A 24554-nucleotide genomic window follows, 5' to 3' on the forward strand; every position below is an offset into this window, starting at 1 on the left:
GCGAGGAGAGAACGACATGAAGAAACTGCTTTCGACGCTCGCGATGATCGGGGTGACGGCCGTTGCGCTGCTCGCGGCGCCGGCCGTACGCGCGGAAGGTAATTTTCCGCTCGACCGGGCGCCCGATAACACGGAAAATCTCGTTTCGCTTCAACACGGCGCGCAATTGTTTGTAAACTATTGCCTGAACTGCCACAGCGCGAACCTGATGCGCTACAACCGTCTGACGGATCTGGGCATATCCCAGAAGGAGATCGAAACGAATCTCCTGTTCACGACCGACAAGGTCGGGAACACGATGTCCGTTGCGATGCGGCCCGAAGACGCGAAGAACTGGCTCGGCACCACACCGCCCGACCTGTCGGTCGAGGAGCGGGCGCGCGGCCGCGACTGGCTGTATACGTATCTGCGCGGTTTCTACCGCGACGATACGCGGCCGACCGGCTGGAACAACGCGGTGTTCGAGAACGTCGGCATGCCCAACGTATTGTGGCAGCTGCAGGGGCAGCGGACGGCCAAATTCGAAGACAAGACGGACGAGGAGACGGGCGAGAAGGTCCACACGCTCGTCGGCTTCCAGCAGGTCACGCCGGGGACGTTGTCGCCGGCGGATTATGATGCTGCGGTTGCCGACCTGGTGGCCTATATGACATGGATGGCCGAGCCGGCACAGCAGACCCGCAAACGTCTCGGCGTGTGGGTGCTGATCTTTCTCGGTGTCCTGACTTTCCTGGCCTGGCGGCTCAATGCCGCGTACTGGAAAGATATCAAGTAAACACGCCTGACCGGCGTGGGGCCGGCGCAAGGCGAAACCCGTGAAAGGGGTTGCGCCGCGTGCCGGCCCTCGGCTTTTTTGAGGAAACGCAAATATGATGGTTCTGTATTCCGGCACAACTTGCCCGTTCTCCCAGCGTTGCCGGCTGGTGTTGTTCGAGAAGGGCATGGACTTCGAAATCCGTGACGTCGACCTGTTCAACAAGCCGGAAGACATTTCGGTGATGAACCCGTACGGTCAGGTGCCGATTCTGGTCGAGCGCGACCTGATCCTGTACGAATCGAACATCATCAACGAATACATCGACGAGCGCTTCCCGCATCCGCAGCTGATGCCGGCCGATCCGGTGCAGCGTGCGCGTGCGCGCCTGTTCCTGCTCAACTTCGAGAAGGAACTGTTCGTTCACGTCAGCACGCTCGAGAACGAGAAGGGCAAGGCTGCCGAGAAGAACCACGAGAAGGCACGCCTCGCAATCCGCGATCGCCTGACGCAGCTCGCGCCGATCTTCGTGAAGAACAAGTACATGCTCGGCGAAGAGTTCTCGATGCTCGACGTTGCGATCGCGCCGCTGCTGTGGCGTCTGGATCACTACGGTATCGAACTGTCGAAGAATGCCGCGCCGCTGATGAAGTACGCGGAACGGATCTTCAGCCGTCCGGCCTATATCGAAGCACTGACGCCGTCCGAAAAGGTCATGCGTCGTTGATGATGCAATGAGTGCATGACGGAGCGGGCGGCGCGGCGTGCCGCGTGCTCGCTCCGGGTTCGAGGATTGTGATGCAAGAGATTTCAACGAAGCCTTATCTGCTGCGCGCGCTGTACGAGTGGTGCACCGATAACGGTTACACGCCGCATATCGCGGTGAGGGTCGACAACTCGACGCGCGTGCCGCGTCAGTTCGTGCGTGACGGCGAGATCGTGCTCAACATCAGCTTCGAGGCGACGAGCCAGCTGCAGATGGGTAACGAGTGGATCGAGTTCACTGCCCGGTTCTCCGGGAAGGCGCACAAGATCGAGATTCCGGTGGCCAACGTGCTCGCGATCTATGCGCGGGAGAACGGTCAGGGGATGGCGTTCCAGGTCGATGCGGTGGCCGGCGAGGCCGAGGATTCGGGGGCATTCGAAGACGATGCCGCGCAGGCGGCCGACGATGGCGCGTCGCGCGACGCGTCTTCGTCCCCGTTGACACCCGTCGCCGACAGCGGCGCGAACGAGGAACCCTCCGAAGGCGCCGACGAACCGCCGAAATCCGATGGAGACGGGTCGAAAGGCAGCAGCAGACCTCGCCTCAAGATCGTGAAATGAGGTACAATCTTGGGCTTACGCCGGCTTAGCTCATCTGGTAGAGCAGTTGATTTGTAATCATCAGGTGGCGGGTTCGAGTCCTGCAGCCGGCACCAAATCCGAAAAGGGGTTACGCGATGTTTGCGTAACCCCTTTTTTCGTTTCTGCCCCAACTCTACGAGACGTCGAATTCGCGTTGGGTTGAAGGCAAATTGGCCGCGATGTGCGGTAAACGCTCAAGCTGGCGCGGCGAGAGCCGGAATCGACGCACGCGTTTCCCGATCTTCGGGATAGACGTCCGTCACATCTGCCTGAACAACCCCGCATACGCGCGACTGACCGGCAACATCTCCCGTTGCCCGCGCACGCGAATCCGCAGCCTTCCCAGCAAGTCGCGTTCGACGCGGTCGATCGCTGCGTATGCAACGATCACCCCGCGATGCACCTGCGCGAATCGTCCCGAATCGAGCCGCGGCATCAGTACCTTCAACGGCGTGCGAATCACGAGTCGCTCGTCGGCTGTCACCACTTCGGTGTATTTGTCCGACGCCTGAAAATACAGCACGTCGTCGACCGCAACGAGTCGCGTCGCATCCTTCACGCCCACCGTCAACCAGCGGATCGGCGCCGCGTCGCGCGATTGCGCTGCCTGCACGAGCGCATCGGCGTGTGCGGCTGCCGGCCCGCCGCGCTGCAGCTTCGCGATACAGCGCAACAGTCGCTCGTCCGTAACCGGCTTCAGCAGGTAATCGACCGCCGCACGATCGAACGCATCGACCGCATATTCTTCGTAGGCCGTGACGAACACGACATGCACGTCGGGCACCAGCGACGCAAGCTTCAACCCGTCGATGCCCGGCATCCGGATATCCAGAAACGCGATGTCCGGGCGCGGCGATGCATGCAACGCGGCAAGCGTTTCGACACCGTTGCACGGCATCGCGACGATCTCCAGTTCGGGCCAGAGTTGGCGCAGTCGCTGCGCAAGCAAGGCCAGCAGGTTCGGTTCGTCGTCGGCGATGAGGGCGGTCGGCATGTCAGTCGAGCGGAATCAGCAGGACGGCGGCGACGCCATGCGTGGCATCGGCGTTCGTTTCGATGGCTACGCGGGCGCGTTCGCCGTGCAGCGCCCTGAGGCGCGCGGCGACGTTGGCGAGTCCGACGCCGCCATGCAATTGCGACACGCCGCTCCCGAGGCCGACGCCGGTATCGAGCACGCTCAATTCGAGTTGCTCGCCGTGTCTGCGTGCGTGAATCGCGATCTCGCCGCCGGCGATCGACGGCTCGATCCCATGCAGCAACGCGTTTTCCACGAGCGGTTGCAGCAACAGCGGCGAGAACGGCAGCGCACGCAAATCCACCGGCACGTCGATGGCATACGAGAGGCGTTCGCCGAGCCGGATCGATGCGATCTTCAGCAGCGCCTCGACGAGTTCGAGTTCTTCGCCGAGCGTCGACGTCGCGTCGCGTGTGCGGCGCAGGCTCGCACGCAGGTAGCGGTTCAGGTTGTCGAGCATCGTCGACGCGCGGGCCGGGTCGCACTCGATGAGGCTCTGCACGTTCGCGAGCGTATTGAACAGGAAATGCGGTTCGATCTGCGCCTGCAGCAGCGCGAGGCGTGCAGTCGTTTCGGCCTGGCGGGCTTCGGCGGCCTGACGGCGCTCCGTTTCCAGCGTCGCGCGCATGCGCAGCGATTGCAGGAACAGCGACACGCAGACGAACAGGATTGCCGAGACGAGGAACGACGGGCCATAGTTGTCCCATGTGACGATGCGGTCCGATCCGAACACATGCGGCACCTTCCCGCCGACGATCGCGGCCGCGATCTCGAAACCGGCGAAGACGCTGACCGGTGCGATCACGATCGCCTTCAGCGCGAGCCCCGGCGTGCTCGGCAGCAACCGGTTCGCGGCGGTACTCAACAGCAGCGCACAGAACCCGATCACGTTCGAGACGACGAGATAGGGGACGACGGGTTCGTCAACGTGAATGATCCAGAAGCCCAGGCCAACTACCGAGTTGAAGCATGCAAACCCGAGCAGCGCTGCCGGATCGCGCAGCCAGCGCGGTGCGCCGACGGCTGGCATGGGCGGTATCGTCGAAGTAACCGGTCGGGTGGTTCGCATGGTGTCGAATGAAGGTGGACGCACGATACGCGCATGGCGTGACCTTACTGCCCCATGCATAGATCGAGGGCGAATTGCGACGAACGGGGCGCGGCTTCGACGAAGCGCTCCGGGTGCCGACGACTGGGCGATGGGCCGATTGCCGCCACGAGTGTAGAGGAAGGCGGGCGTAAGGGCATCATGCGTCGCGGCAATCGGCCGATGAAAGGTGCTGTCTTCGGGCATCGCTGGCTGTCGGCATCCGGAGCCGAGCGATCATCGCATCGAATCCCTGAGCAATCATCGCCGTCACGCGCGATTCGTCCGCGCATTCACGCGCCCTGTCGCAACTCCAGCCGCGCCGCGCACCCTCGCGGTACGGTGTTGCCGTGTTCAACCCGATCCGGTGATTCCGATCATGTCCACGCTCTTTCACCTGAAGCCATACGCGTACGTGCTGTTCTGCATGCTGCTCTATATCGGCATCAAGCGCTGTTTTCCGCGCGAAGTACCCGCGGCGCGACCGCTGGTCTCACCGGTTGTGTTCGGAATGGTCGGCCTCGTCAGCCTGAACGGGCTTTTTCCGTTTGCAGGAGCTGGAGCGAACGTGCTTGCGCTGGCGTCCGTCGCGGCGGGTGCCGCACTGGGCTGGCTGCATGCGATGCGCTGGCAGCTCCGGTACCGCGCGACGCAGTCGGGCTTGCGCGTGCGCCTGCCCGGTGATGCGAGCCTGCTGGTCACGCTGATGCTCACGTTTGTTGCAGAAACCTTTCTGCATTACGCGGCAGCAGTGCACGCGCCGTGGGCTGAGACGCCCTGCTTCGTGATGCTGGCGTTCGCGGTATGGGGCGTGCTCGTCGGGATGCCGCTCGGGCGCGCGGTCAACGTGGTCGTGCGCAGCATGCGCGAGGCCGGTGGGATGCATCGAAACGGCATGACTTATCCGGTCGATTCGCGATGAGTAGGTGAGGCCGAAAATGGTCGGCGAGGGCCGCGAACAGGACGGTGTTGACGAACCAGAAACCAGGGCGGGATCGAGCAAACATGGGCGTGCAGCGCACGCCGTTGCGCCCCTGTTTTCCTGTCACGCCTGCGTCACGATGCGCCCCTAACGTTGCACGTTCCCGTCGCAGCGCCAACGCCGCGAACGGGTATGCGCTTGCCGCCCACGACGCCGTGCCCGCGTCGCGCGCGGTCCCCGGGATCTCGCTTCCGGTGACGCATCGACCATGTACCGCACCATTCCATTCGAAAACACGATCGACGTCGGTTCGAATCGAATCGCACCCGATCAGGAGACAGGGGCCATGTTGAGTCCGCATGAATTTTCGATGCTGCTGCGCATTGCGCGCTCGCCGGACGGCGTCGACCCGACGAACCCGGCCTTCGCCGTGCTCGTCGAAAAGCGGCTGGTCGACGATACGCAGGTGCGTGTGAATGCCGTCGCCGTGCGCCCGGCGCTGACGCCGATCGGACAACTGTTGCTTGCCCGCTTCGACGAAGCGGCTTGAGGGAGGGGAGCGGAACCGCAGACGAGCGTCACGCCTTCGCCGCAGCGAAGAACGTGACGCATTGAAAGCACGGGAAACCGCTTACTGCGCGACCGGCACGGTCACGTCGCTGCCGAACCAGTGCATCGAGATCTTCTTCAACGTGCCGTCCTTGCGCAGCGAATCCAGTGCATCGTTGATCGCCTTCTCGAACTTCGGATTGCCCTTGCGGAACGGGATCGCCATCTCCTGCTTGCCGCCGTTCAGTACCGCGCCAGCACGCAGCGGCAGGTTCGACGTCTTGATCATGTACGGCAGCATCAGGCGGTCGTCGAGCGTCGCCTCGATCCGGCCGGCGGCGAGGTCGCGCAGCTTTTCCGGCGCGCCCGGATACGTCTGCACCTCGATGCCCGGCACGCCGCGCGCCATCTGGTCGTAGTTGGTGCCGAGCGTCACGCCGAGCTTCTTGCCCTTGAAGTCCTCGAGCGACTTGAAGTTGCGCGTGTCGTCCTTGCGCTGGATCAACTGCGCGGCCGAGTACGTGTATGGCTCGCTGAAGTCGAGCGCTTCCTTGCGCTGCGGCGTGATCGTGACCTGGTTGACGATCACGTCGAACTTGCCGGCCTGCAGCCCGGCGATGATGCCGCTCCATTCGGTCGGGACGAACTGCGTCTTCACGCCGAGCTTGCCGGCGACCGCATTCGCGACGTCGACGTCGAAGCCCTCGAGTTGCCCCGACGTGCCGCGCGAGTTGAACGGCGGATACGTGCCTTCGAGGCCGACGCGCAGCACGCCGGCTTTCTTCACCGAGTCGAGCAAATCTTCCGCGTGTGCGGCGACGGCCGTGAAACCGAGTGCCGACGCGAGCAGCAGGCCCGACAGCAGAAGCTTCGAACGTTTCATCACAGATCTCCAGTTGTTCAGTGTGGTGTTGGGGCGCCGGGCATCAGCGTGCCCGGGCTGGGCCGGAATGCGGGCACGTAGACACTACTCGCAACCGCGCCGCGCCGGAAGTCGAATTGGCCCTGATTGCAGTCGATTCCCGGGGCGGGGGGCGGCAATGCCGTGTGACGACCCGGCCCTCGGGCAGCGAGCGATCGCTTGAACAGTCCTCCCGGCATGTTCGGAATACGCTTGAAAATACTCTCTTAAATCAGGTTGTTTTTCCGATTCGCGCAGTAATTTTTCTGTAAAAATTGCGCGAGCGAAATCGCTCAGCGCGCCATCCGAGGGCGCGTCAGAAGAAGAAAAGGCCGTTGCCATGAACATGCAGAACACTGTTGCCGCGTTGCGCGGCGGGTTGCTTCAGCAGGGCCGGCTGCTAACCTGCAGGCGTTCGCGCCGCTCTCGCCGGAAACCGTGCGCTTCTGCCGTAGCGGCGCGGCGAGTGAAGCCGATGCGTTCACGCAATGGTCGGGCTCGCGTACGTTGCAGGGCGTGACGCGGTCAACGCGAACGTTCGACTACAAGAATCCGGCGCAACCGTTGAACCCGAAGGGCAGTACGCTCCCGACGATGGGCGATCAGGGTGAATTGCCGGATCAGCTTGAAGTCTACGAGTACACTGGTGCGTACACGTATCTGGACCAGACGCGCGGCGACCATCTCACGAAAATCCGGATGGAGGAGTGGGAGTTGCAGGCGAAGCGCTTCCACGGCGCGGGCGGCGTGCGCGCGATCGATGCCGGCCGGCGCTTCACGCTCGCGGATCATCCGGAGCACGATCGCGATCCGGCCGATCAGCGCGAATTCGCCGCGATCGACATCGCATGGTGGATCGAGAACAACCTGCCCGCTGCGAGCAGTAGCGCGGATTTTCCGTACAGCCTGCGCGAAGCGTTGACGCAGGCGCAGGAAGGTTACGGTGCCGACTCCTCGTTTCGCGTGCCGCATGATGACGGTTCGGTCGGCTTCTATCTCGTCGAGGTCGAGGCGCAGTGCGTAAACGTGCCGTATCGCAGCCCGTTCGAGCATTACAAGCCGAAGATGCATCTCGAGACGGCGATCGTCGTCGGGCCTCAGGGCGAGGAAGTCTATACCGACGAGTTGAACCGGATCCGTGTGCAGTTCGTATGGGATCGGCTGAACCCGGGCAACGAGAATGCATCGTGCTGGGTGCGGGTCGCAGGGGCGGCCAACTACTAACACGAGCTCGCGGCTCATCGTATAGAAACGGCCTACCCATCCGAAGTGCTTCCCGGTGGGTGCCCCATGTCCCGGATGGTCACGCCATACGCTCAAACCACTCGGCGCGGGAACGCGAGGCACCGGCTATATCATGCCGGTTACGAACGCCATTGAGTCGCTGCACATGCAGCTTCGGAAGATCATCAAGGCGCCGCGGCCGCTTCCCGTCAGATGAGGCCGCGCTCAAGCTGATCTGGCTGGCGCTACGCAATGTGCTGGCCAAGACCGTACGGGCCGCCTTCGACTGGAAATCGGCGATGAACCAGTTTGCTATCCTGTTCGGAGACCGATTTATGCAGGCGCGTGGATAACGTGCTGCTCAACCGCCTCGCCCACAAAAATGCGGACAGGTTCTGGGGCCGTGCAAGAAAGGCCACCCCCGAGCCAACCCGCGTGCACGAAATTGGCATAATCACGGCTCGCTGACACGAGCGCTGTGACACCGGCACTTTCATGCACCTGCCATATCGCCGCTCCTGCGTATTGATTCCAGTCCAGTTAAAACCGCAATACCCATGTCGATCACCCCTGCGACCACCGCATCGCTGCAACACATTCTCGAGCACCCCGGCGACTTCTCCGGTTGGCTCTGCCTGCCGCCGATGCCATGGACGCTCGATACAGAGGGCGCATTCATCGAAGACGCCCGGCAAGCCGAAGCCGACACCGACACCCCTCCCACCACCGCCCCCCAACCCGGCTGGCGCGTCACGCTGAAAAGCGCGACGATCGAGGACATCGTGATCAACGCGCATGACCAGGTCGACGAACCGAGCGTCGCGCAACTCTTCGACGCATTCGTCTTCTACGTCGACAACGATGAGTTCATTCTGCTCTGACGCCGCGCGCCCTGAGCCACAGTAAAAAAGGACCGCCAAGCGGTCCTTTTTTCATGAAGTATCAGCAGCCCACCCCTCAAGGCAACGAAATCGTCAAATTAGCCGACTCCGGCCCGACCTTGATGATTTGCGAGTAAGGCGCCAAAGCCTGCAGCGTCTTGTCCTTCAGATACGTATTGAGCCCGAGATACCCGAGCAGTGCGACGAGCGCGAACACCGCTCCAATCGCCCAAACCGGCACCTCACGCTTCAACCGGTGCGCAATCTGATCCGGCAGCGGCCAATGCGGTGCAAACGGCGCCCGCTTGCCCTTCATATGCGCGATCTCGTCGCCCAGCCGCGCAGTGAGATAAGCCAGCTTCTCCGGCCCTTCGAGCAGATACTTGCCCTGGAACCCCAGCAGCAGGCACATATGAAACACTTCGAGCGACTGCAACCGCGCCGCGCCTTGCGCGCGACATTCCTCTAGATACTGAAAGAATTTCTCCCCGGCGAGCTGCTCGCCGAACAACACGAGTTGCAGCGGCCGGCGTTCCCAGTCGGTGCGGATCTTGAACTGCGACGACAGCACCATTTCATCGACGGCCGCGCAGTACGCGAACTTCGCGCCGTACACGTCCTCGGCGGGAATGTTCAGCTTCTTCGCCCCACGCTCGAAATCCGACAGGAATTCCTGGATCTTCGTGCTGAATTCGCTCGCGCTATCCGGCTCCCGCCCGTTCTTGAGCAGGAACAGCATGAAGAACCCGTCGTACAACAGATCGAGCAGCGAGCGAGCCTGGAACGCGGCGTCGGTCGATGCCGGGGTGTGCATGGGGGCCGGCGCATTGTCGCCGAACAGGGAAGGCGCGTAGCTCATGATGTGACCGCGATCAGTTCGAATTTCAGGTCATTGATGCCAGTCGGCGCGTAGATCATCGCGGACTGGGCCTGCAGCATGCGCTCGTACAGCGCGCCACGCGAATCGAGCGAGAAATAGCACGCGCCCGGCCGCACGGGAATCGCGGGCGGCACCTGCGGCGTGTACGACAGCCGCACGCCCGGCATCGCCGACAGCACGAGCTTATCGACGTCGTCCGGCGCGCCGACCTTGAAGCGGGCCGGCACCGCGTCGATGAGCTCGACGTTCGGCATGTCCGCGGATACCGCCAGATAGAACTCGGTCTTGTCGTCGATCTTGCCCGAATCGAGGCGCCCGAGATGGAACGACGGACGCACTTCGTCGAGCGTGATCGCGAAGTAGCGCGTGGAGATCACGGTGTCGAGCAGCTCGCGCAGCATCAGATCGAGACGTGCGAAGCCCGGGCCGGGATCGTCGTGCCGGTAGACGGGCAGATCCGCGAGCGTGTAGCCCTTCGAGAAGGTCATCAACTGGCCGGCGAGACGCAGCAGCTCCTGGAACAGGCGCTCCGGATGCAGCGCGGCGTGCTGATGCAGATGCGCGAGCGTCGCAAACGCGGCGTTCGCGGTGTGCAGCAGCCAGAACGACGCGATGTCGCCGGAGCGGAACTCGATGATGTTCTTCGACGGCTCACGATGAAAACCGTACAACGCATTGACCTTCGCCTGCAGCGCATCGACCAACTGGCGCAGCCGCTGGTGCAGGATCGGTGATGCCTCGATCGCGAGGCACGGCGGCACGAAGCTGTCGTCGATCTCGAAGCCGGATGTCGCGGTGCGGCGCACGCGCACGAGCGGCACTGACAGCAACTGGTCGCGCGGCTCGCTATGCGCGATCAGCTTGACCTGCGTCTTCAGGAACGTGATGTCGGCTTCGGCGGCGTCGGTGAAGTTGTCGGCGACGCTCGTCTGCTCGCTGACGAAGCGCGTCATGAAGCCGGCGGCCGGATCGTCGCTGTAGTTGGTGCCGTTCTCGCGCAGCGGATGCAGCGCGAGATAGAACACGAATTCGTTGATGCCGTCAGGCAGCGTGTCCAGCGCGATCGGCGGTGGCAGGTCGTCGGCCTGCGGCGCGGCATACAGCGCGCCGTCCGGGAACACGAGCGCGAGGTCGGCGACACGCAGCACGTTGCTGCCGAGCGCATCGCGGTCGATGCGCACCGAGCGCACGCCCCAGTTGTACGGCTGGATCGCCTGGATGGATTCGAACAGGCGCGCCTCATGGTAGGCGTCCTGCCGCTGAAAGTGTTGAGGCCGGAGGAACAGCCCTTCCCCCCAAAGCACCTTGGCCGAATAACTCATGTCAAATCCGGTTAATGTGGCGTTGCGATGTAATCGATTTGTTCGTGCCCGAATTAATCGCCAATTTGTTAACTCTTGTTAATTGACATTCGTGCGTCACGTTTAACCGCAGGTGACCGACGAAAGCAAATTCAGCGGTTGCGAAGGCGCACCCTGTTGCGGTGCGATGACCGAGCCGTCGGTGACCGTCATCGCGCAATTATGCAGGCCGATGATTATGCCGGATTTCTCCGACTTCGCCGGGTCGAACGTCAGTTTCCATCGCTGGAGTGCGGGATCCCGGAACAATGCGACGATGCCGAACGCCTGCGCTTCACGCGACACCTTTTCGGTTGCCGTATAGCGCTGGCCCGGAATCAGCGTGATTTCGCGCACGTTCAGCAGATCGGCGCCCAATGCGGCCTTTTCCTTGGTCGGATCGGTGAATGCGTCGAACGGCGCTTGCTGGAACGATGTCGGATCTTTCAGTGCGTAGAGTCTCACGACCAATGCTAGTGGCTTGTGGTCGTTCGCGGCGTTGAGGTTGGGCGCGGCCGCAAGCGTGAGGCCGATGTTGCGCGGGGGTTTCTGCGCGTCGGGCACGTCGGGCTTGCCGATGCCGGCCGCCTGCATGACGGCGCTCGCGGCCGAGCCGAGCAACGGAGCGGCCGCACATCCGGCCAGAAGTGCGCAGGCAATCAGTGGCAGCGCATAGCGAATCATGGACGATCTCATCGTATTTCCGGCGTGCCGCCTTTTGCTCCCTGTCAAAACTGCCGGGTATTTCCGCGTTGTTGCGAATGTCCCGCTTATCTGCCGTTCAACTATTAAGCGCGCATGCGCTGCGATGCGCTTCCGGAAAATTTTTCCGCAACCAGCTCGCGACGCCGTCAAATCAGTAAAACTTGCGCATTTCGATCGAAACGAAAGCCCGCGAGAGGCTGCTGCCACAAGCGTTTCGAGAGGGTAGCGCACGGATTTAAAAGGAATTACTCTGCACGCAGCGATTGAATTATGAAAAATTGATCGGTACTATACCCGCGCGCTTCTTGCAAAGCAAAAGAACCAGATTCTCAACGATTTTAATACTCACGCGCCGGTGGATATAACGATGAAAGACCGTCTCTTCGCAAAAATGTCTGGGGTAGTGCTGGCCTGCGGCGTGATCGCCGGTTGTGCAAGCCAGCCGCCGGCGCCGCCGACTGCCGAGGTGTTCAACAAGTCGCTGGCCGATGCGGACGCCGTTGCGAAGTCGGGGGACCAGGACAAGGCGCTCGGCCTGTACCAGCAGCTCGCGAAGTCGGATCCGACGCGCGAGGAGCCGTGGTCGCGCATCGCGCAGATCCAGTTTGCCCAGAACCACTATGGCCAGGCGATCGTCGCGGCACAGGAAGCGCTGCAGCGCGATGCGACCGACCGCCAGGCGAAGAGCGTGCTCGCCGTCGCGGGTCTGCGGATCGCGACGCAGTCGCTCGGCGAACTGCGCCAGGATTCGTCGCTGGCGGGCGACGCGAAGTCGGATGCGCAGGCGCTCGCCAAGCAGTTGCGCGACACGCTGGGCGAATCGGCGCTGTTCCCGCCGGAGCAACGGGTTGCGAAGACGCGCCCGCCGCGTCGTGTGATTCATCGTCCAAAGGCCGGTGCCGCAGCGGCAACCGAGGCAGCCGCCGCTGCAACCACCGCGCCGACGCCGCCCGTCGCACCGCAGAAGGGTGGCGCCGACCCGTTCAGCGCGCTTCGCTGATCGATTGACGCGACAAAACCACAACTAACCTGGGAGCCGTCGAGATGGCCAAGAAAGAAAGCATTCAGAAAAGCTTGCAGAAAATACGGCCGCCGCGCGTCCAGCTGACCTACGAGGTCGAGAAGGGCGACGCGATCGAGGTGAAGGAACTGCCGTTCGTCGTCGGGGTCGTCGGCGATCTGGCGGGCCAGTCGGAAGTCGAGCAGCCGAAGCTGCGCGATCGCAAGTTCGTCAACATCGACCGTGACAACTTCGACGACGTGATGAAGGCGATCGAGCCGCGCGCGGCGTTTCAGGTGGAAAACCGCCTGAGCCCGGAAGGCGGCAAGTTCGCGGTTGACCTGAAGTTCCGTTCGCTGTCGGATTTCAGCCCGGACGAAGTCGTCGAACAGGTCGAGCCGCTGCGCCGCCTGCTCGAGGCGCGCTCGAAGCTGGCCGACCTGCGCAACAAGCTCGCCGGCAACGACAAGCTCGAGGATCTGCTGTCCGAGGTGCTGAAGAACACGCAGCAGCTGCAGGAGCTCGCGAAGGGCACGGGCGGCGACAAAGACGGCGAATGACGACGGAGTGTTGAGATGAACCAGCAAACGGCTGCGGCCCAAGCGAGCGGCGCGGAATATGCCGCCGGGACTTCGCTGCTCGACGACATCGTCGAGAAGAGCAAGGTCGCGAAATCCGATTCCGAACATGCACGCGCGAAAGACCTGATCGGCGAACTCGTGCATCAGGTGCTCGACGGCACGGTGATCGTGTCGGACAACCTGTCGGCGACGATCGACGCGCGCGTCGCGGAGCTCGACCGCCTGATCTCCACGCAGCTGTCCGCGGTGATGCACGCGCCGGAATTCCAGCGCCTCGAAAGCACGTGGCGCGGGATGGACTACCTGGTCAAGGAAAGCAACACCGGCCAGACGATCAAGATCAAGGCGCTGCACGCGCCGAAGCGCGACCTCGTGCGCGACTTCAAGGGCGCAAGCGAGTTCGACCAGAGCGCGCTGTTCAAGAAGGTCTACGAAGAGGAATTCGGCACGTTCGGCGGCTCGCCGTTCGGTGCGCTGATCGGCGATTACGAGATCTCGCGCCAGCCGGAAGACATGTACTTCATCGAGCAGATGTCGCACGTCGCGGCAGCCGCGCACGCGCCGTTCATCGCGTCGGCGTCGCCGGAGCTGCTCGGCCTCGAGTCGTTCTCCGACCTCGGCAAGCCGCGCGACCTCGGCAAGGTGTTCGACACGGTCGAATACGCGAAGTGGAAGTCGTTCCGCGATTCGGAAGACTCGCGCTATGTCGGCCTCACGCTGCCGCGCTTCCTCGGTCGCCTGCCGTTCAATCCGAAGGACGGCCAGACCGCGGAGAACTTCAACTTCGTCGAGGACGTCGACGGCACCGAGCACGACAAGTACCTGTGGTGCAACGCGGCGTGGGCATTCGCGGCACGCCTGACGGCGGCGTTCGACGACTTCGGCTGGTGCGCGGCGATCCGCGGCGTCGAAGGCGGCGGCCTCGTCGAGGACCTGCCGACCCACACGTTCAAGACGGACGACGGTGAAGTCGCGCTGAAGTGCCCGACCGAAATCGCGATCACCGATCGCCGCGAGAAGGAACTGAGCGACCTCGGCTTCATCCCGCTCGTTCATTGCAAGAACTCGGATTACGCCGCGTTTTTCGCCGCGCAATCGGTGCAGAAGCCGAAGAAATACAGCACCGACAGCGCGAATGCAAATGCCGTCCTGTCCGCTCAGCTTCAGTACATCTTCTCGGTATCGCGCGTTGCGCACTACCTGAAGGCGATGATGCGGGACAAGATCGGTAGCTTCGCATCGGCGCAAAACGTGGAGACTTTCCTCAACCGGTGGATTTCGCAGTACGTCCTGCTCGACGACAACGCATCGCAGGAACAGAAGGCGCAATTCCCGCTGCGCGAGGCATCCATACAAGTGTCGGAGATTCCGGGCAAGCCGGGCTCGTATCGTTCGGTCGCGTTCCTGCGCCCGCACTTTCAGCTCGACGAACTCTCGATTTCTCTGCGACTTGTCGCTGATCTGCCCAAACCGGCAAATTCATAAGCGAGTAAATCGCCCGGGCGGGCCGCCTGGGTAGGACGTTAAAACCACCTCTTTGGGGAGTCGAAGGGCCATGTTACATATGCACTTGCAGTTTGGTAGTCCGGCGGTGAAGGGCGAATCCGCGGACAAGGACCATCAGGGCTGGATCGAACTGAAATCGTGGGATCACTCGATCGTTCAGCCGCGTTCGGCAACGGCATCGACCGCAGGCGGTCACACGATGACCCGCTGCGAGCACGGCGACATGATTTTCACGAAGGAAATCGATTCGTCGAGCCCGCTGCTGTACCAGCACGCATCGGGCGGCACCACGTTCGATGAAGTCACGGTTCATTTCTCGCGCGCGGACGGCGAGGGCAAGCGCGTCCAGTATCTGGAAGTGAAGCTCAAGTACGTGATCATCTCGAGCATCGCGCCGAGCGTTCGCGAAGAAGGTCTGCCGCTCGAGACGTTCTCGCTGAAGTACGCGGCCGTGCAGTGGAAGCAGACCCAGCAGAAGATCGGCGGCAACCAGGGCGGCAACACGCAAGGCGCCTGGAGCCTGACGAAGAACGACAAGACCTACGCGGTCTAAGGTCGGTTGCGGCAACGGGGCGCTCGGCGTCCCGTTGCCGTTTTCGCTGTGCGCACCGGCCGATGAAACGATTCGAACCTAGTTTTCTCGACAAGCTGTTCGACGACGAACCGCACCTGCCGGCCTCGGCAGCGATGCGGCAATTGTCGCTGGACGAGCTCAAGAACACGGTCGCCCGCGACGTCGAGGCGATTCTCAACACCCGTATCGCCCACACCGAAATCGAGCTGGCCGCGCTGCCGGAATGCCAGAAATCGGTGCTGACCTACGGGTTGAACGATTTCGCGGGGTTGAGCCTCGCGAGTCACTACGACCGGGCGTTCATCTGCAAGTCGATCCAGCAGGCCATCGCGCGCCACGAGCCGCGGCTGCAGCAGGTGCAGGTGACGTTCGAGCTGAACGAGCAGTCGACCAACGCGCTTTACTTCGCGATCCAGGCGCTGCTCGTCGTGCACCCGGCCGAAGAGCCGGTGAATTTCGATGCGATGCTGCAGCCATCGACGCTGCAGTATTCGGTCACACGCGCACGCGCAGCAAGAATGCAGTAAATCAAACCGCCGAGCGGGCCGGACCGCCCGGTGGTGGATCAGGGTCCGGCAGGAAATATTGAGGTTCGGGGTCGTCGATGGAAGAATTGCTGCCGTATTACGAGCGCGAATTATCGTTTTTGCGGCGCTATTCGCGAGATTTCGCCGAACGTTACCCGAAGATCGCGGCGCGGCTCGCGTTGTCCGGCGAGCATTGCGAGGATCCGCACGTCGAGCGGATGATCGAATCGTTCGCGCTGCTTGGCGCACGGATCAACAAGAAGCTCGACGACGATTACCCGGAATTCACCGAAGCGCTGCTCGAAGTGCTGTATCCGCACTACCTGCGGCCGTTCCCGTCGTGCTCGATCGCGCAGTTCACGCCGGCGTCGCCCGGCCAGCAGACCGAACCGGTCGTGATCGCACGCGGCACCGAGCTGAAGAGCCGCCCGATCCGTGGCGTGCAGTGCCGGTTCCGCACCGCGTACGACGTGACGCTCGCGCCGATCCGCATCTCGGAGGCGCGCTACACGCCGGTCGCGCTCGCGCCGAGCGCGACGGTGCTGCCTTCCAACGCGACGGGCGTGATCTCGATCACGTTCGAATCGCTCGCCGCGCAACTCGATCTCGGCGCGCTGAAGCTGCCCACGCTGCGTGCACACCTGCACGGCGAACAGTCGTTCGTCGCGGCGCTGACCGACTGCCTGTTCGTCAACGTGCTCGGCGCGTACGTCGAGCCGGAGCGGAACGGCCGCTGGACCGCGCTGCGCAAGCTGCCGATCGCGCACGCCGGCTTCGACGAGGACGACGCGCTGATCGACTACCCGGCGAAATCGCACCCGGCGTATCGGCTGCTCACCGAATACTTCGCGTTCCCCGACAAGTTCGATTTCGTCGATTTCGATCTGGCGGCGATCGCACGCGCGTCGGGCCGTTGCCAGCGCGCGACGCTGCATCTCGTGCTGCAGGACGTGCGCAGCGACTCGCACGTCGCGCGGCTGCTCGACCTGCTGACGCCAAGCCATTTCCGGCTGTTCTGCACGCCGATCGTGAACTTGTTCCGCCAGCACGGCGAGCCGATCCGCATCACGCACCGCGCGGTGTCCTATCCGGTGATCGCCGAGGCGCGGCGCGCGTTCGCGTACGAGGTGTACTCGATCGATTCGGTGAAGCTCGTCCGGCAGCAGGCGCACGATGAATCGGTGATCGAGTTCCGGCCGTTCTATTCGCTGCATCATGGCGAATCGGCGCGGATCGGCCATTACTGGTTCGCGCGCCGCAACGACTGGGTCGCGCAGAAGAGCCCCGGCTACGAGACCGAGATCTCGATCGTCGACATCGACTTCGAGCCGACGTCGCCGCAGACCGACACGCTGAGCCTCGACCTCACCTGCACGAACCGCGACCTGCCGTCGATGCTCGCGTTCGGCCTCGAAGGCGGCGACCTGTTCCAGGAAGGCGGCGCCCAGACGAGCGGGATCTCGCTGCTGCGGCGGCCGACTCAGAGCGTGCGCTTCGAGCGCGGCCGCGCCGCGCACTGGCGGCTCGTGTCGCACCTCGCGCTGAACCACGTGTCGCTGGTCGCGCACGGGCTCGCGCCGCTCAAGGAAATGCTGACGCTGTATGACCTGCGGCGCACCGCCGTGTCGATGCGCCAGATCGACGGACTGGCGGGAATCGAGCAGCGCAGTGCCGTGCAATGGCTGCCGGGCAAGCCGTTCGCGACTTTCGTGCGCGGCATCGAAGTGCGCCTGACGATCGACGAGGAGCACTTCGTCGGCGCGAGCCTCGCGTCGTTCGTGCGCGTGCTCGACAGCTTCTTCGGGCTCTACGTTCACCTCAACAGTTTTGTTCAATTGGTCGTCGTGTCGAAGCGCACCGGCGAGGAGATCATCCGATGCAAGCCCCGAACCGGCGAATCGATCCTGGCGTAGTCGACGCGCTACTCGACGAGCCGCACCGCTTCGAGTTCTTCCAGGCGGTGCGCGTGCTCGAAGGGCTGTTCGCGCGGCAGGCGTCCGATGCGCCCGGCGCGTGGCGGCACGGCGACGTCGTCGCGCAGCGCATCGAATTCCGCAACACGCTGTCGCTCGGCTTTCCGCCGAGCGAGATCGAAGGCGCGCGCTCGTTCGACCACGACGGCACGCTGCTCGATTCGGGCGACGCGCGCGGCGCGGCGCTCGCGGCCGGCGAACTCGGCCACGTCGAGCTGACGCCTGCGTTCTTCGGGCTGCTCGGCGGGCAGGGCGCGCTGCCGCTGCACTACACCGAGCAGATCGTCGCGCGCGAGCACCTGAAGCGCGACCATGCGGCACGCGCATTCTTCGACGTGTTCTCGAACCGCGCGACCGCGATGTTCTACGCGGCGTGGAAGAAATACCGGCTGCCGTTCCACTACGAACTCGATCGCGACGAGCGCTACCTGCCGCTGTTGCTCGCGATCGCGGGCGTGCCGAGCGACGAGGTGCGCGACAGCCTCGCGGCCGGCGTGGGCGGCGTGCTCGACGAGGCGGTCGCCGGCTACGCGCTTGCCGCACGGCACCGGCCGATGTCGGCCGCGTACCTGCAGCGCACGCTGTCCGACTATTTCCGCGTGCCGGTGAAGATCGACCAGTTCGTCGGCAAGTGGTACGACGTGCCGCCCGACCAGTTGAGCGTGCTGGGCGAGGTCAACGCGGTGCTCGGTGCGACGGCGCTCGTCGGCGAACGCGTGTGGCAGCGCGACATGCGCGCGCGCATCGTCGTCGGCCCGCTGTCCAAGCGCGACTACGAGGCGTTCCTGCCCGGCGGCGCGCACGCCGTCGCGCTCGAACGGATGCTGACGCTGCTTGCCGGCGTCACGCTCGAATACGAGGTCAAGCTCGTGCTCAAGCGCACCGAAGTCGGTGCAAGCGTGCTCGGCGAGGGCTCGCGACTTGGCTGGGACGCGTTCCTCTGCACGCGCGACGCGGCCGAGGACCGCTCGGATGCTCGCTACGAACTGCACGTGATTCACTGATTCCGAACGACAACAAACACGCAATCGAACCTGAGATCGACGCCATGAGCACGCCTCTGAAGACCCTCATCACGAAACTGAACCCGCTGTGCCGGCACGCGACCGAGCGCGCGGCGAGCGCGTGCCTGGCGCGCGGCCACTACGAGGTCGATCTGGAGCACCTGTTCCTCGCGCTGCTCGACGAAGCGACCGGCGACCTGCCGCTCGCGCTGCGCGCGAGCCGCGTCGATCCGCATGCGCTGCACGCCGATCTCGAGCGCGAACTCACGCGCCTGAAGACGGGCAACACGCGCACGCCGGTGTTCTCGGTGCACCTGATTGCATTGTTCGAGCAGGCCTGGCTGATCGCGTCGCTCGATTCGCAACTCGGCCGCATCCGTTCCGGCCACCTGCTGCTCGCGCTGCTGACTGCGCCCGATCTCGCGCAGTTCGCGCAGCGGATGTCGTCGCAGTTCGCCGAAATGAACGTGACGGACCTGAAGCACAAGTTCGACGAGATCATGACCGGCTCGAGCGAAGCCGAGCCGCGTCAGCCGGACGAGGACGGCAGCGACATCCCAGCAGCCGAGGGCGCCGCGCACGTGGCCGGCCCGTCGAAGACGCCCGCGCTCGACACGTACACGACCAACCTCACGCAGCGTGCGCGCGACGGCAAGATCGACCCGGTGATCGGCCGCGAAGCCGAGATTCGCCAGGCGATCGACATCCTGATGCGCCGCCGCCAGAACAACCCGATCATGACCGGCGAGGCCGGCGTCGGCAAAACGGCCGTCGTCGAAGGCCTCGCGCTGCGGATCGCCGCCGATGACGTGCCCCCGCCGCTGCGCGGGGTTGCGCTGCACGTGCTCGACATGGGGCTGCTGCAGGCCGGGGCCAGTGTAAAGGGTGAGTTCGAGAACCGTCTGAAGAGCGTGATCGACGAGGTGAAGAAGAGTGCGCACCCGATCATCCTGTTCATCGACGAGGCGCACACGATCATCGGCGCGGGCGGCCAGGCCGGCCAGAACGACGCGGCGAACCTGCTGAAGCCGGCGCTCGCGCGCGGCGAGTTGCGCACGATCGCCGCGACGACGTGGAGCGAATACAAGAAGTACTTCGAGAAGGATGCGGCGCTTGCGCGGCGCTTCCAGGTCGTGAAGGTCGAGGAACCGAGCGAGCCGCTTGCGGCTGCGATGCTGCGCGGGATGTCCGGGTTGATGGAGAAGCACTTCAACGTGCGCATCCTCGACGATGCGATCACCGAGGCCGTGCGCCTGTCGCATCGCTACATCAGCGGCCGCCAGTTGCCGGACAAGGCGATCAGCGTGCTCGACACCGCGTGTGCGAAGGTTGCGCTCGCACACAGCGCGACGCCGGCGGCGATCGACGACACGAAGAAGCGCATCGAACGCATCGACGCGGAAATTGCGTCGCTGGAGCGCGAAGCGACCGGCGGCGCCTCGCACGACGAGCGGCTCGGCGTGCTGCGCGGCGTGCGCGACACAGCCCTCGAACAGCTCGCGAAGGACGAGGCGCGCTATGAAGCCGAGCGCGCGATCGTCGCCGAAATCAGCGAACTGCGCGAAGCGCTCGACAAGGCGCGCGGCCCGTCAGAAGACGGCGAGCCGGTGGACGTGCCGGCCACCCGCGAGAAGCTCGCTGAACGCGTCGCGGCGTTGCACGCGCTGCAGGGCGGCGAGCCGATGGTGCCGTTGCAGGTCGACGGCCATGTCGTCGCCGAGATCGTCGCGGCGTGGACAGGCATTCCGCTTGGCCGGATGGTGAAGGATGAGATCGGCACCGTGCTGAACCTGCAGCCGCTGCTGACCGCGCGCGTGATCGGGCAGGACCATGCGCTCGAAGCGATCGCGCAGCGCGTGCGCACCGCGACCGCGAACCTCGAGGATCCGAACAAGCCGCGCGGCGTGTTCATGTTCGTCGGGCCGTCGGGCGTCGGCAAGACCGAGACGGCGCTCGCGCTGGCCGACATCCTGTACGGCGGCGAGCGCAAGATGGTCACGATCAACATGAGCGAGTACCAGGAAGCGCACAGCGTGTCGGGCCTGAAGGGCTCGCCGCCTGGCTACGTCGGCTACGGCGAGGGCGGCGTGCTGACCGAGGCCGTGCGTCGCAATCCGTATTCCGTCGTGCTGCTCGACGAAGTCGAGAAAGCGCACCCGGACGTGCTCGAGATGTTTTTCCAGGTGTTCGACAAGGGCACGATGGACGACGCCGAAGGGCGCGAGATCGACTTCCGCAACACGCTGATCATCCTGACGTCGAACGTCGGTTCGGCTGCGGTGATGCAGGCGTGCCTGAACAAGCCGGCCGAGGAACTGCCCGATCCGGACGCGCTCGCCGAAGCGCTGCGCCCGCAGCTGTACAAGACGTTCAAGCCGGCGTTCCTCGGCCGGATGAAGGTCGTGCCGTACTATCCGATTTCCGACGACGTGCTGGCCGAGATCATCGAGCTGAAGCTCGACCGGATCCGCCGCCGCATCGAAGCGAACCACAAGGCCGCGTTCGAGTGGGACGAATCGCTCGTCGATGCGGTGCTCGCGCGCTGCACCGAGGTCGATTCGGGCGCCCGCAACGTCGACCATATCCTGAACGGCACGCTGCTGCCGGAGATCGCGGGCCACGTGCTCGGCCGGATCGCCGACGGCGAGGCCATCGCGCGCATCGCGGTGCGCGCGGACGAGGCCGGCGAATTCGCGTACACCGTCGAATGAGCGCGGCCGCGCAACACGCATTGATGAACTGACCGAACCATGCCGATCAATCTCCCCGAGCTGCTGACGCCGATCAGCGATGCGTCGCCCAGCGGCGACGACCTGCTGTTCTCGAACGAATTCGACGCGATCCAGGATGCGCGGCGCTACGACGATCCGACGCTCGACCAGGGCGAGTGGGTGACCGAGATCAAGGAGGCCGACTGGGGCTTCGTCGTCGACCATGCGGGCGAGTTGCTGCGCACGCGCACGAAGGACCTGCGGCTCGCCGTATGGCTGACCGAGGCGCTTGCGCTGGAAGACGGCATCACCGGCCTCACCGAAGGCTATGTGCTGCTGGAAGGGCTGTGCCGCGACTACTGGGACACCGTGCATCCGCTGCCGGAGGGCGACGACGTCGAATACCGGCTCGGCAACGTCGCGTGGCTGTCCGGCCGCACGGCCGAGCTGTTGCGCGGTATTCCGGTGACGGACGGCGCGTCGAACGCATTCACCACGCTCGACTGGGACGTCGCGCAGCACGTTGCGCAGGCCGTGAAGCGCGACCCCGAGCATGCGGACGACATCGCGCGCGGCAAGCCGTCGGTCGATCAGGTCGATGCGTCGCGGCGCATGACGCCGATCGCGTTCTACACCACGCTGCTCGCGAACCTGAAGGCGTTCGAATTCGCGCTCGATGCATTCGAGGACCGGCTCGTCGAACGCGCTGGCGATTCGGCGCCGAGCTTCCGGCAGACGCGCGACGCGTTCGAGACCGTCTACCGGCTCGCCGAGCGTTTTGCACGCGAGCAGGGCTATACGGGCAGCGCATCGCATGCGCCGTCGGCGCCACACGCGCAGCCCGAGCGCATCGAGCCGAGCTTCGGCGACCCCATTCATACCGAGGAGACCCATGTGCAGCCGCAGACCGCTCCCCGTCCTCCGGTGACGCAGATGATTGCCGGCATCCAGAACCGTGCGCAGGCTGTCGACCAACTGCGGGCGGTCGCGCGCTACTTCCGCCAGACCGAACCGCACAGCCCGGTCGCGTATCTCGCGGACAAGGCCGCCGAATGGGCCGACATGCCGCTGCACAAGTGGCTCGAGAGCGTCGTGAAGGATGACGGCTCGCTGTCGCATATTCGCGAACTGCTCGGGGTGAGGCCCGACGAGCAGTCGTGAGGACGGAATTCAGACATTGACCGGCGTTACGGGCTGGAGCGGTGCGCTGAAAAGCGTCGGCGCACGGTTGCTCGGCATCGAGCCGGGGCGGTCCGCAAGCAACTGCCGGCGTACTGGAGGGCGATTCGGACCGCGGCCTGAGTCCGGGTACGCAGTCCGTTTCGATTCGGCGTGCGTGGTTTGTCTATCGGCCGCCGTGCGGAAACGAGCACGATACGACGTGTGATCCGAAGCTGGCCTGCCGGTGCGGATCACGAAGTGTCGGCACGGTTCTGCGTGTGCCGAGCCTTTTGCCTGGCCGACTGTTTCTTCCGGTCCTCGATCCACGGCAACATCGAAATGCTTCCGGCGCTCAACATCAGGCCGCCGAGCAGCGCAAACGTGCCGAATCCCAGCTCGCTGGTCCACGCGCCGTGCACGACCGCATCATTGCGGCGTGCAATGCCCGGGAACAGCGGCGAAACGCGTAGCCCGTCGCTGGCCGCGGCCGCGCAGTAAGTGTGGGTCAGCGTGGCGATCTGCTCGCGGCTGATTGCCGGGTCCGGTCCGCGTGAATACACCGGCGACCCGGCCGGTTGCCAGGTCGTGTCGTATTCCATCGACCGGCCAGTGCCATAGCGGAATACCGCGTGGGCTTCCCATGTCACGTCGCGCTTGCCGTACCGCAGAGTGAGCTCGCACTGCTCGACCGCGACAGGGACACGGGGCCACGCCCGTGCACGCAGGAGGACGGCCGAGTTGACGATGGAGACGGCGCCCATCAGCAGGAAGAGGGCGCCGAAGAACAGGATGAAGGCCGATCGCAGGCAGCGCAGCGCGAGTGTCATGTGAGATTCCGGGACTCATCGGCGGGTATGCCCGAGCAATCCGGCTGCTGGCGGCACACGCGCAGTCCGCGTGCCGGCGCCGCCCCAGCCTGGTACTACCGGGCGCGCCGCGTCACTCGGCATTGAATCTCCGCCTACTGCCCCACCCGGAACTCGATCCGCCGATTCCTTGCCCGCCCATCCGCCGTATCGTTCGGCGCGATCGGCTGATCCGGCCCGACGCCCGTCGTCGTCATCTGCTGCGGCTGGATGTTCTTCGTGATCAGATAGCCCTTCACCGCATCCGCGCGCGCCTGACTCAGCGCGATGTTCGACGTCCGGTTCCCCGAGTTGTCGGTGTGGCCGATGATGTCGACCGTGCGGTTCGGCATCTTCGACAGCACGGCCGCCATCTGGTCGAGGATCTGCTTGCCCTGCGGCGTCAGCGTCGCGCTGCCGGTTTCGAACTCGATCGTGCGGTTCGCGAGCGTCTGGTCGAGCAGCCCCTGCTCCGACGCCGACACGCGCAGCCCGTTCTTGATCGTGTACGTCGGGTTCAGCGCGTTCGCCATGTCGCTCGCGAGCTGCTGGCGCTGCGCCTCGTTGTGCACCTCGCCCTTCATCTCGATCTGGGTGCCGTTGATCTTCAACTGCCCCTTGCTGATCTGCTTGAGCTGCGCGCCGAGCAGCTTCTGCACGTTCGCGCTCCAGTTCGGCGGCGTTGCGACGTCGCCAACCTCGATCTGGTCGACCACGTTCGCAGCGCCGTAGGTGTCGCGCAACTTCTGCAGCACGGCGGCCTTGGTCGCTTCGTCGGGCACCTTGCCGCCGACGACCACCTGGCCGGGCGTCGCGTTCGCGGGCGGCGGCACGATGGTGCCGGCCGTGCCGCGGATCACCGTGCCGGACGCCGTGGCCGGCGCGGCGCCGGCGTTCGTGTTCGCGGGCAGGGCGGCGGTTGTGACCGTGCCGTTGCCGACCGGTGTGACGGTCGCGCCGCCCGTGTTCTGTGCGTAGGCCGTGCCGCTGCCGACGAGGCCGGCGGCGACGAGGGCGGCAACGAAGGGCGAAAAGCGTGCGCGCCGGACGTGAATCGTGCGTTGCAT

Annotated in this window: 23 protein-coding genes, 1 tRNA gene and 2 pseudogenes; 18 read left to right on the forward strand and 8 right to left on the reverse strand. The window is 64.4% G+C overall.

Translation table 11 applies throughout. The features are described 5' to 3' along the window. Nucleotides 1-16: 16 nt before the first annotated feature. From J7024_RS12980 to J7024_RS12995, 4 genes are all read left to right on the forward strand, one after another. Nucleotides 17-775 (forward strand): cytochrome c1, encoded by a 759-nt coding sequence (locus J7024_RS12980; protein ID WP_175761248.1) that lies wholly within the window; start codon nt 17-19, stop codon nt 773-775. Nucleotides 776-869: 94 nt separating this feature from the next. Continuing rightward, complete coding sequence (locus J7024_RS12985) at nt 870-1481, forward strand: glutathione S-transferase N-terminal domain-containing protein (RefSeq protein ID WP_006400565.1); 612 nt, start codon at nt 870-872, stop codon at nt 1479-1481. 71 nt (nt 1482-1552) lie between these two features. Continuing rightward, on the forward strand, nt 1553-2080 hold the full coding sequence (locus tag J7024_RS12990; RefSeq protein ID WP_124828648.1) for a ClpXP protease specificity-enhancing factor: 528 nt from the start codon (nt 1553-1555) through the stop codon (nt 2078-2080). Between the two features lie 19 nt (nt 2081-2099). After that, nucleotides 2100-2175, forward strand: a tRNA-Thr gene (locus J7024_RS12995). 185 nt (nt 2176-2360) lie between these two features. Here J7024_RS12995 and J7024_RS13000 read toward each other — a convergent pair. Together J7024_RS13000 and J7024_RS13005 are read right to left on the reverse strand one after the other, a co-directional pair. Then, on the reverse strand, nt 2361-3095 hold the full coding sequence (locus J7024_RS13000; protein ID WP_124828647.1) for a LytR/AlgR family response regulator transcription factor: 735 nt from the start codon (nt 3093-3095) through the stop codon (nt 2361-2363). A gap of 1 nt (nt 3096) precedes the next feature. Further along, nucleotides 3097-4119 (reverse strand): sensor histidine kinase, encoded by a 1023-nt coding sequence (locus tag J7024_RS13005; protein WP_390678825.1) that lies wholly within the window; start codon nt 4117-4119, stop codon nt 3097-3099. A 463-nt stretch (nt 4120-4582) separates the two neighbouring features. Here J7024_RS13005 and J7024_RS13010 point away from each other — a divergent pair, with 463 nt between their 5' ends. Together J7024_RS13010 and J7024_RS13015 are read left to right on the forward strand one after the other, a co-directional pair. Beyond that, nucleotides 4583-5125, forward strand: a complete 543-nt coding sequence (locus J7024_RS13010) for a hypothetical protein (protein ID WP_175858436.1) — start codon at nt 4583-4585, stop codon at nt 5123-5125. A gap of 346 nt (nt 5126-5471) precedes the next feature. Further along, complete coding sequence (locus tag J7024_RS13015) at nt 5472-5675, forward strand: hypothetical protein (RefSeq protein ID WP_124828644.1); 204 nt, start codon at nt 5472-5474, stop codon at nt 5673-5675. An 81-nt stretch (nt 5676-5756) separates the two neighbouring features. Here the strand turns inward: J7024_RS13015 and J7024_RS13020 are convergent, their stop codons facing one another. Continuing rightward, the gene (locus J7024_RS13020) at nt 5757-6557 is read right to left on the reverse strand and encodes a transporter substrate-binding domain-containing protein (protein WP_124828643.1); all 801 of its coding nucleotides are present in this window, start codon (nt 6555-6557) and stop codon (nt 5757-5759) included. Between the two features lie 420 nt (nt 6558-6977). Here J7024_RS13020 and J7024_RS13025 point away from each other — a divergent pair. The 3 genes and pseudogenes from J7024_RS13025 to J7024_RS13035 all read left to right on the forward strand — a co-directional run. Further along, nucleotides 6978-7778 (forward strand): annotated as a pseudogene (locus tag J7024_RS13025) (type VI secretion system Vgr family protein); the annotation flags it as partial. Nucleotides 7779-7929: 151 nt separating this feature from the next. Beyond that, a pseudogene (locus J7024_RS13030) lies at nt 7930-8152 on the forward strand (transposase); the annotation flags it as partial. A 204-nt stretch (nt 8153-8356) separates the two neighbouring features. Beyond that, nucleotides 8357-8680 (forward strand): DUF7716 domain-containing protein, encoded by a 324-nt coding sequence (locus tag J7024_RS13035; protein ID WP_175751107.1) that lies wholly within the window; start codon nt 8357-8359, stop codon nt 8678-8680. A gap of 76 nt (nt 8681-8756) precedes the next feature. Here J7024_RS13035 and icmH read toward each other — a convergent pair whose 3' ends face one another. The 3 genes from icmH to tssJ form a co-directional block, all read right to left on the reverse strand. Further along, entirely contained in the window at nt 8757-9539 is a 783-nt protein-coding gene (gene icmH / locus J7024_RS13040) for a type IVB secretion system protein IcmH/DotU (protein WP_096504317.1), read from the reverse strand. Further along, nucleotides 9536-10882: a type VI secretion system baseplate subunit TssK gene (tssK, locus tag J7024_RS13045; protein WP_124828640.1), complete on the reverse strand. Its 1347-nt coding sequence runs from the start codon at nt 10880-10882 to the stop codon at nt 9536-9538. The genes icmH and tssK overlap by 4 nt, the downstream gene beginning before the upstream one ends. Before the next feature lie 102 nt (nt 10883-10984). Then, a complete protein-coding gene (gene tssJ / locus J7024_RS13050; protein ID WP_124828711.1) occupies nt 10985-11596 on the reverse strand; it encodes a type VI secretion system lipoprotein TssJ in 612 nt (203 codons plus the stop codon). Between the two features lie 376 nt (nt 11597-11972). On the opposite strand from tssJ, the gene J7024_RS13055 reads away from it, so the two are divergent. The 9 genes from J7024_RS13055 to tssA all read left to right on the forward strand — a co-directional run bounded on the left by J7024_RS13055 (nt 11973) and on the right by tssA (nt 22642). Next, complete coding sequence (locus tag J7024_RS13055) at nt 11973-12605, forward strand: tetratricopeptide repeat protein (protein ID WP_124828639.1); 633 nt, start codon at nt 11973-11975, stop codon at nt 12603-12605. 44 nt (nt 12606-12649) lie between these two features. Next, complete coding sequence (gene tssB / locus J7024_RS13060) at nt 12650-13165, forward strand: type VI secretion system contractile sheath small subunit (protein WP_044845930.1); 516 nt, start codon at nt 12650-12652, stop codon at nt 13163-13165. A gap of 15 nt (nt 13166-13180) precedes the next feature. Next, nucleotides 13181-14671 (forward strand): type VI secretion system contractile sheath large subunit, encoded by a 1491-nt coding sequence (tssC, locus tag J7024_RS13065; protein WP_006751237.1) that lies wholly within the window; start codon nt 13181-13183, stop codon nt 14669-14671. 70 nt (nt 14672-14741) lie between these two features. After that, nucleotides 14742-15245 carry an Hcp family type VI secretion system effector gene (locus tag J7024_RS13070; RefSeq protein ID WP_006477093.1) on the forward strand — a complete coding sequence of 168 codons (504 nt, stop codon included), beginning with the start codon at nt 14742-14744 and terminating at the stop codon, nt 15243-15245. A 62-nt stretch (nt 15246-15307) separates the two neighbouring features. Further along, nucleotides 15308-15793, forward strand: a complete 486-nt coding sequence (tssE, locus tag J7024_RS13075; RefSeq protein WP_124828638.1) for a type VI secretion system baseplate subunit TssE — start codon at nt 15308-15310, stop codon at nt 15791-15793. 77 nt (nt 15794-15870) lie between these two features. Further along, on the forward strand, nt 15871-17706 hold the full coding sequence (gene tssF / locus J7024_RS13080; protein WP_124828637.1) for a type VI secretion system baseplate subunit TssF: 1836 nt from the start codon (nt 15871-15873) through the stop codon (nt 17704-17706). Then, on the forward strand, nt 17670-18770 hold the full coding sequence (tssG, locus tag J7024_RS13085) for a type VI secretion system baseplate subunit TssG (RefSeq protein ID WP_124828636.1): 1101 nt from the start codon (nt 17670-17672) through the stop codon (nt 18768-18770). The genes tssF and tssG overlap by 37 nt, the downstream gene beginning before the upstream one ends. Nucleotides 18771-18814: 44 nt before the next feature. Continuing rightward, nucleotides 18815-21481: a type VI secretion system ATPase TssH gene (gene tssH / locus J7024_RS13090; RefSeq protein WP_124828635.1), complete on the forward strand. Its 2667-nt coding sequence runs from the start codon at nt 18815-18817 to the stop codon at nt 21479-21481. 39 nt (nt 21482-21520) lie between these two features. After that, on the forward strand, nt 21521-22642 hold the full coding sequence (tssA, locus tag J7024_RS13095) for a type VI secretion system protein TssA (protein ID WP_234745111.1): 1122 nt from the start codon (nt 21521-21523) through the stop codon (nt 22640-22642). A gap of 251 nt (nt 22643-22893) precedes the next feature. On the opposite strand, the gene J7024_RS13100 is transcribed toward tssA, so the two are convergent. Together J7024_RS13100 and J7024_RS13105 are read right to left on the reverse strand one after the other, a co-directional pair. Then, nucleotides 22894-23469, reverse strand: coding sequence for a DUF3592 domain-containing protein (locus J7024_RS13100; RefSeq protein WP_124828633.1), 576 nt, complete (start codon nt 23467-23469; stop codon nt 22894-22896). 134 nt (nt 23470-23603) lie between these two features. Beyond that, the gene (locus J7024_RS13105) at nt 23604-24554 is read right to left on the reverse strand and encodes an OmpA family protein (protein WP_124828632.1); all 951 of its coding nucleotides are present in this window, start codon (nt 24552-24554) and stop codon (nt 23604-23606) included.

The organism is Burkholderia sp. WTPI3 (assembly GCF_021483755.1).
In the GTDB taxonomy this organism is placed as follows: Bacteria; Pseudomonadota; Gammaproteobacteria; order Burkholderiales; family Burkholderiaceae; genus Burkholderia.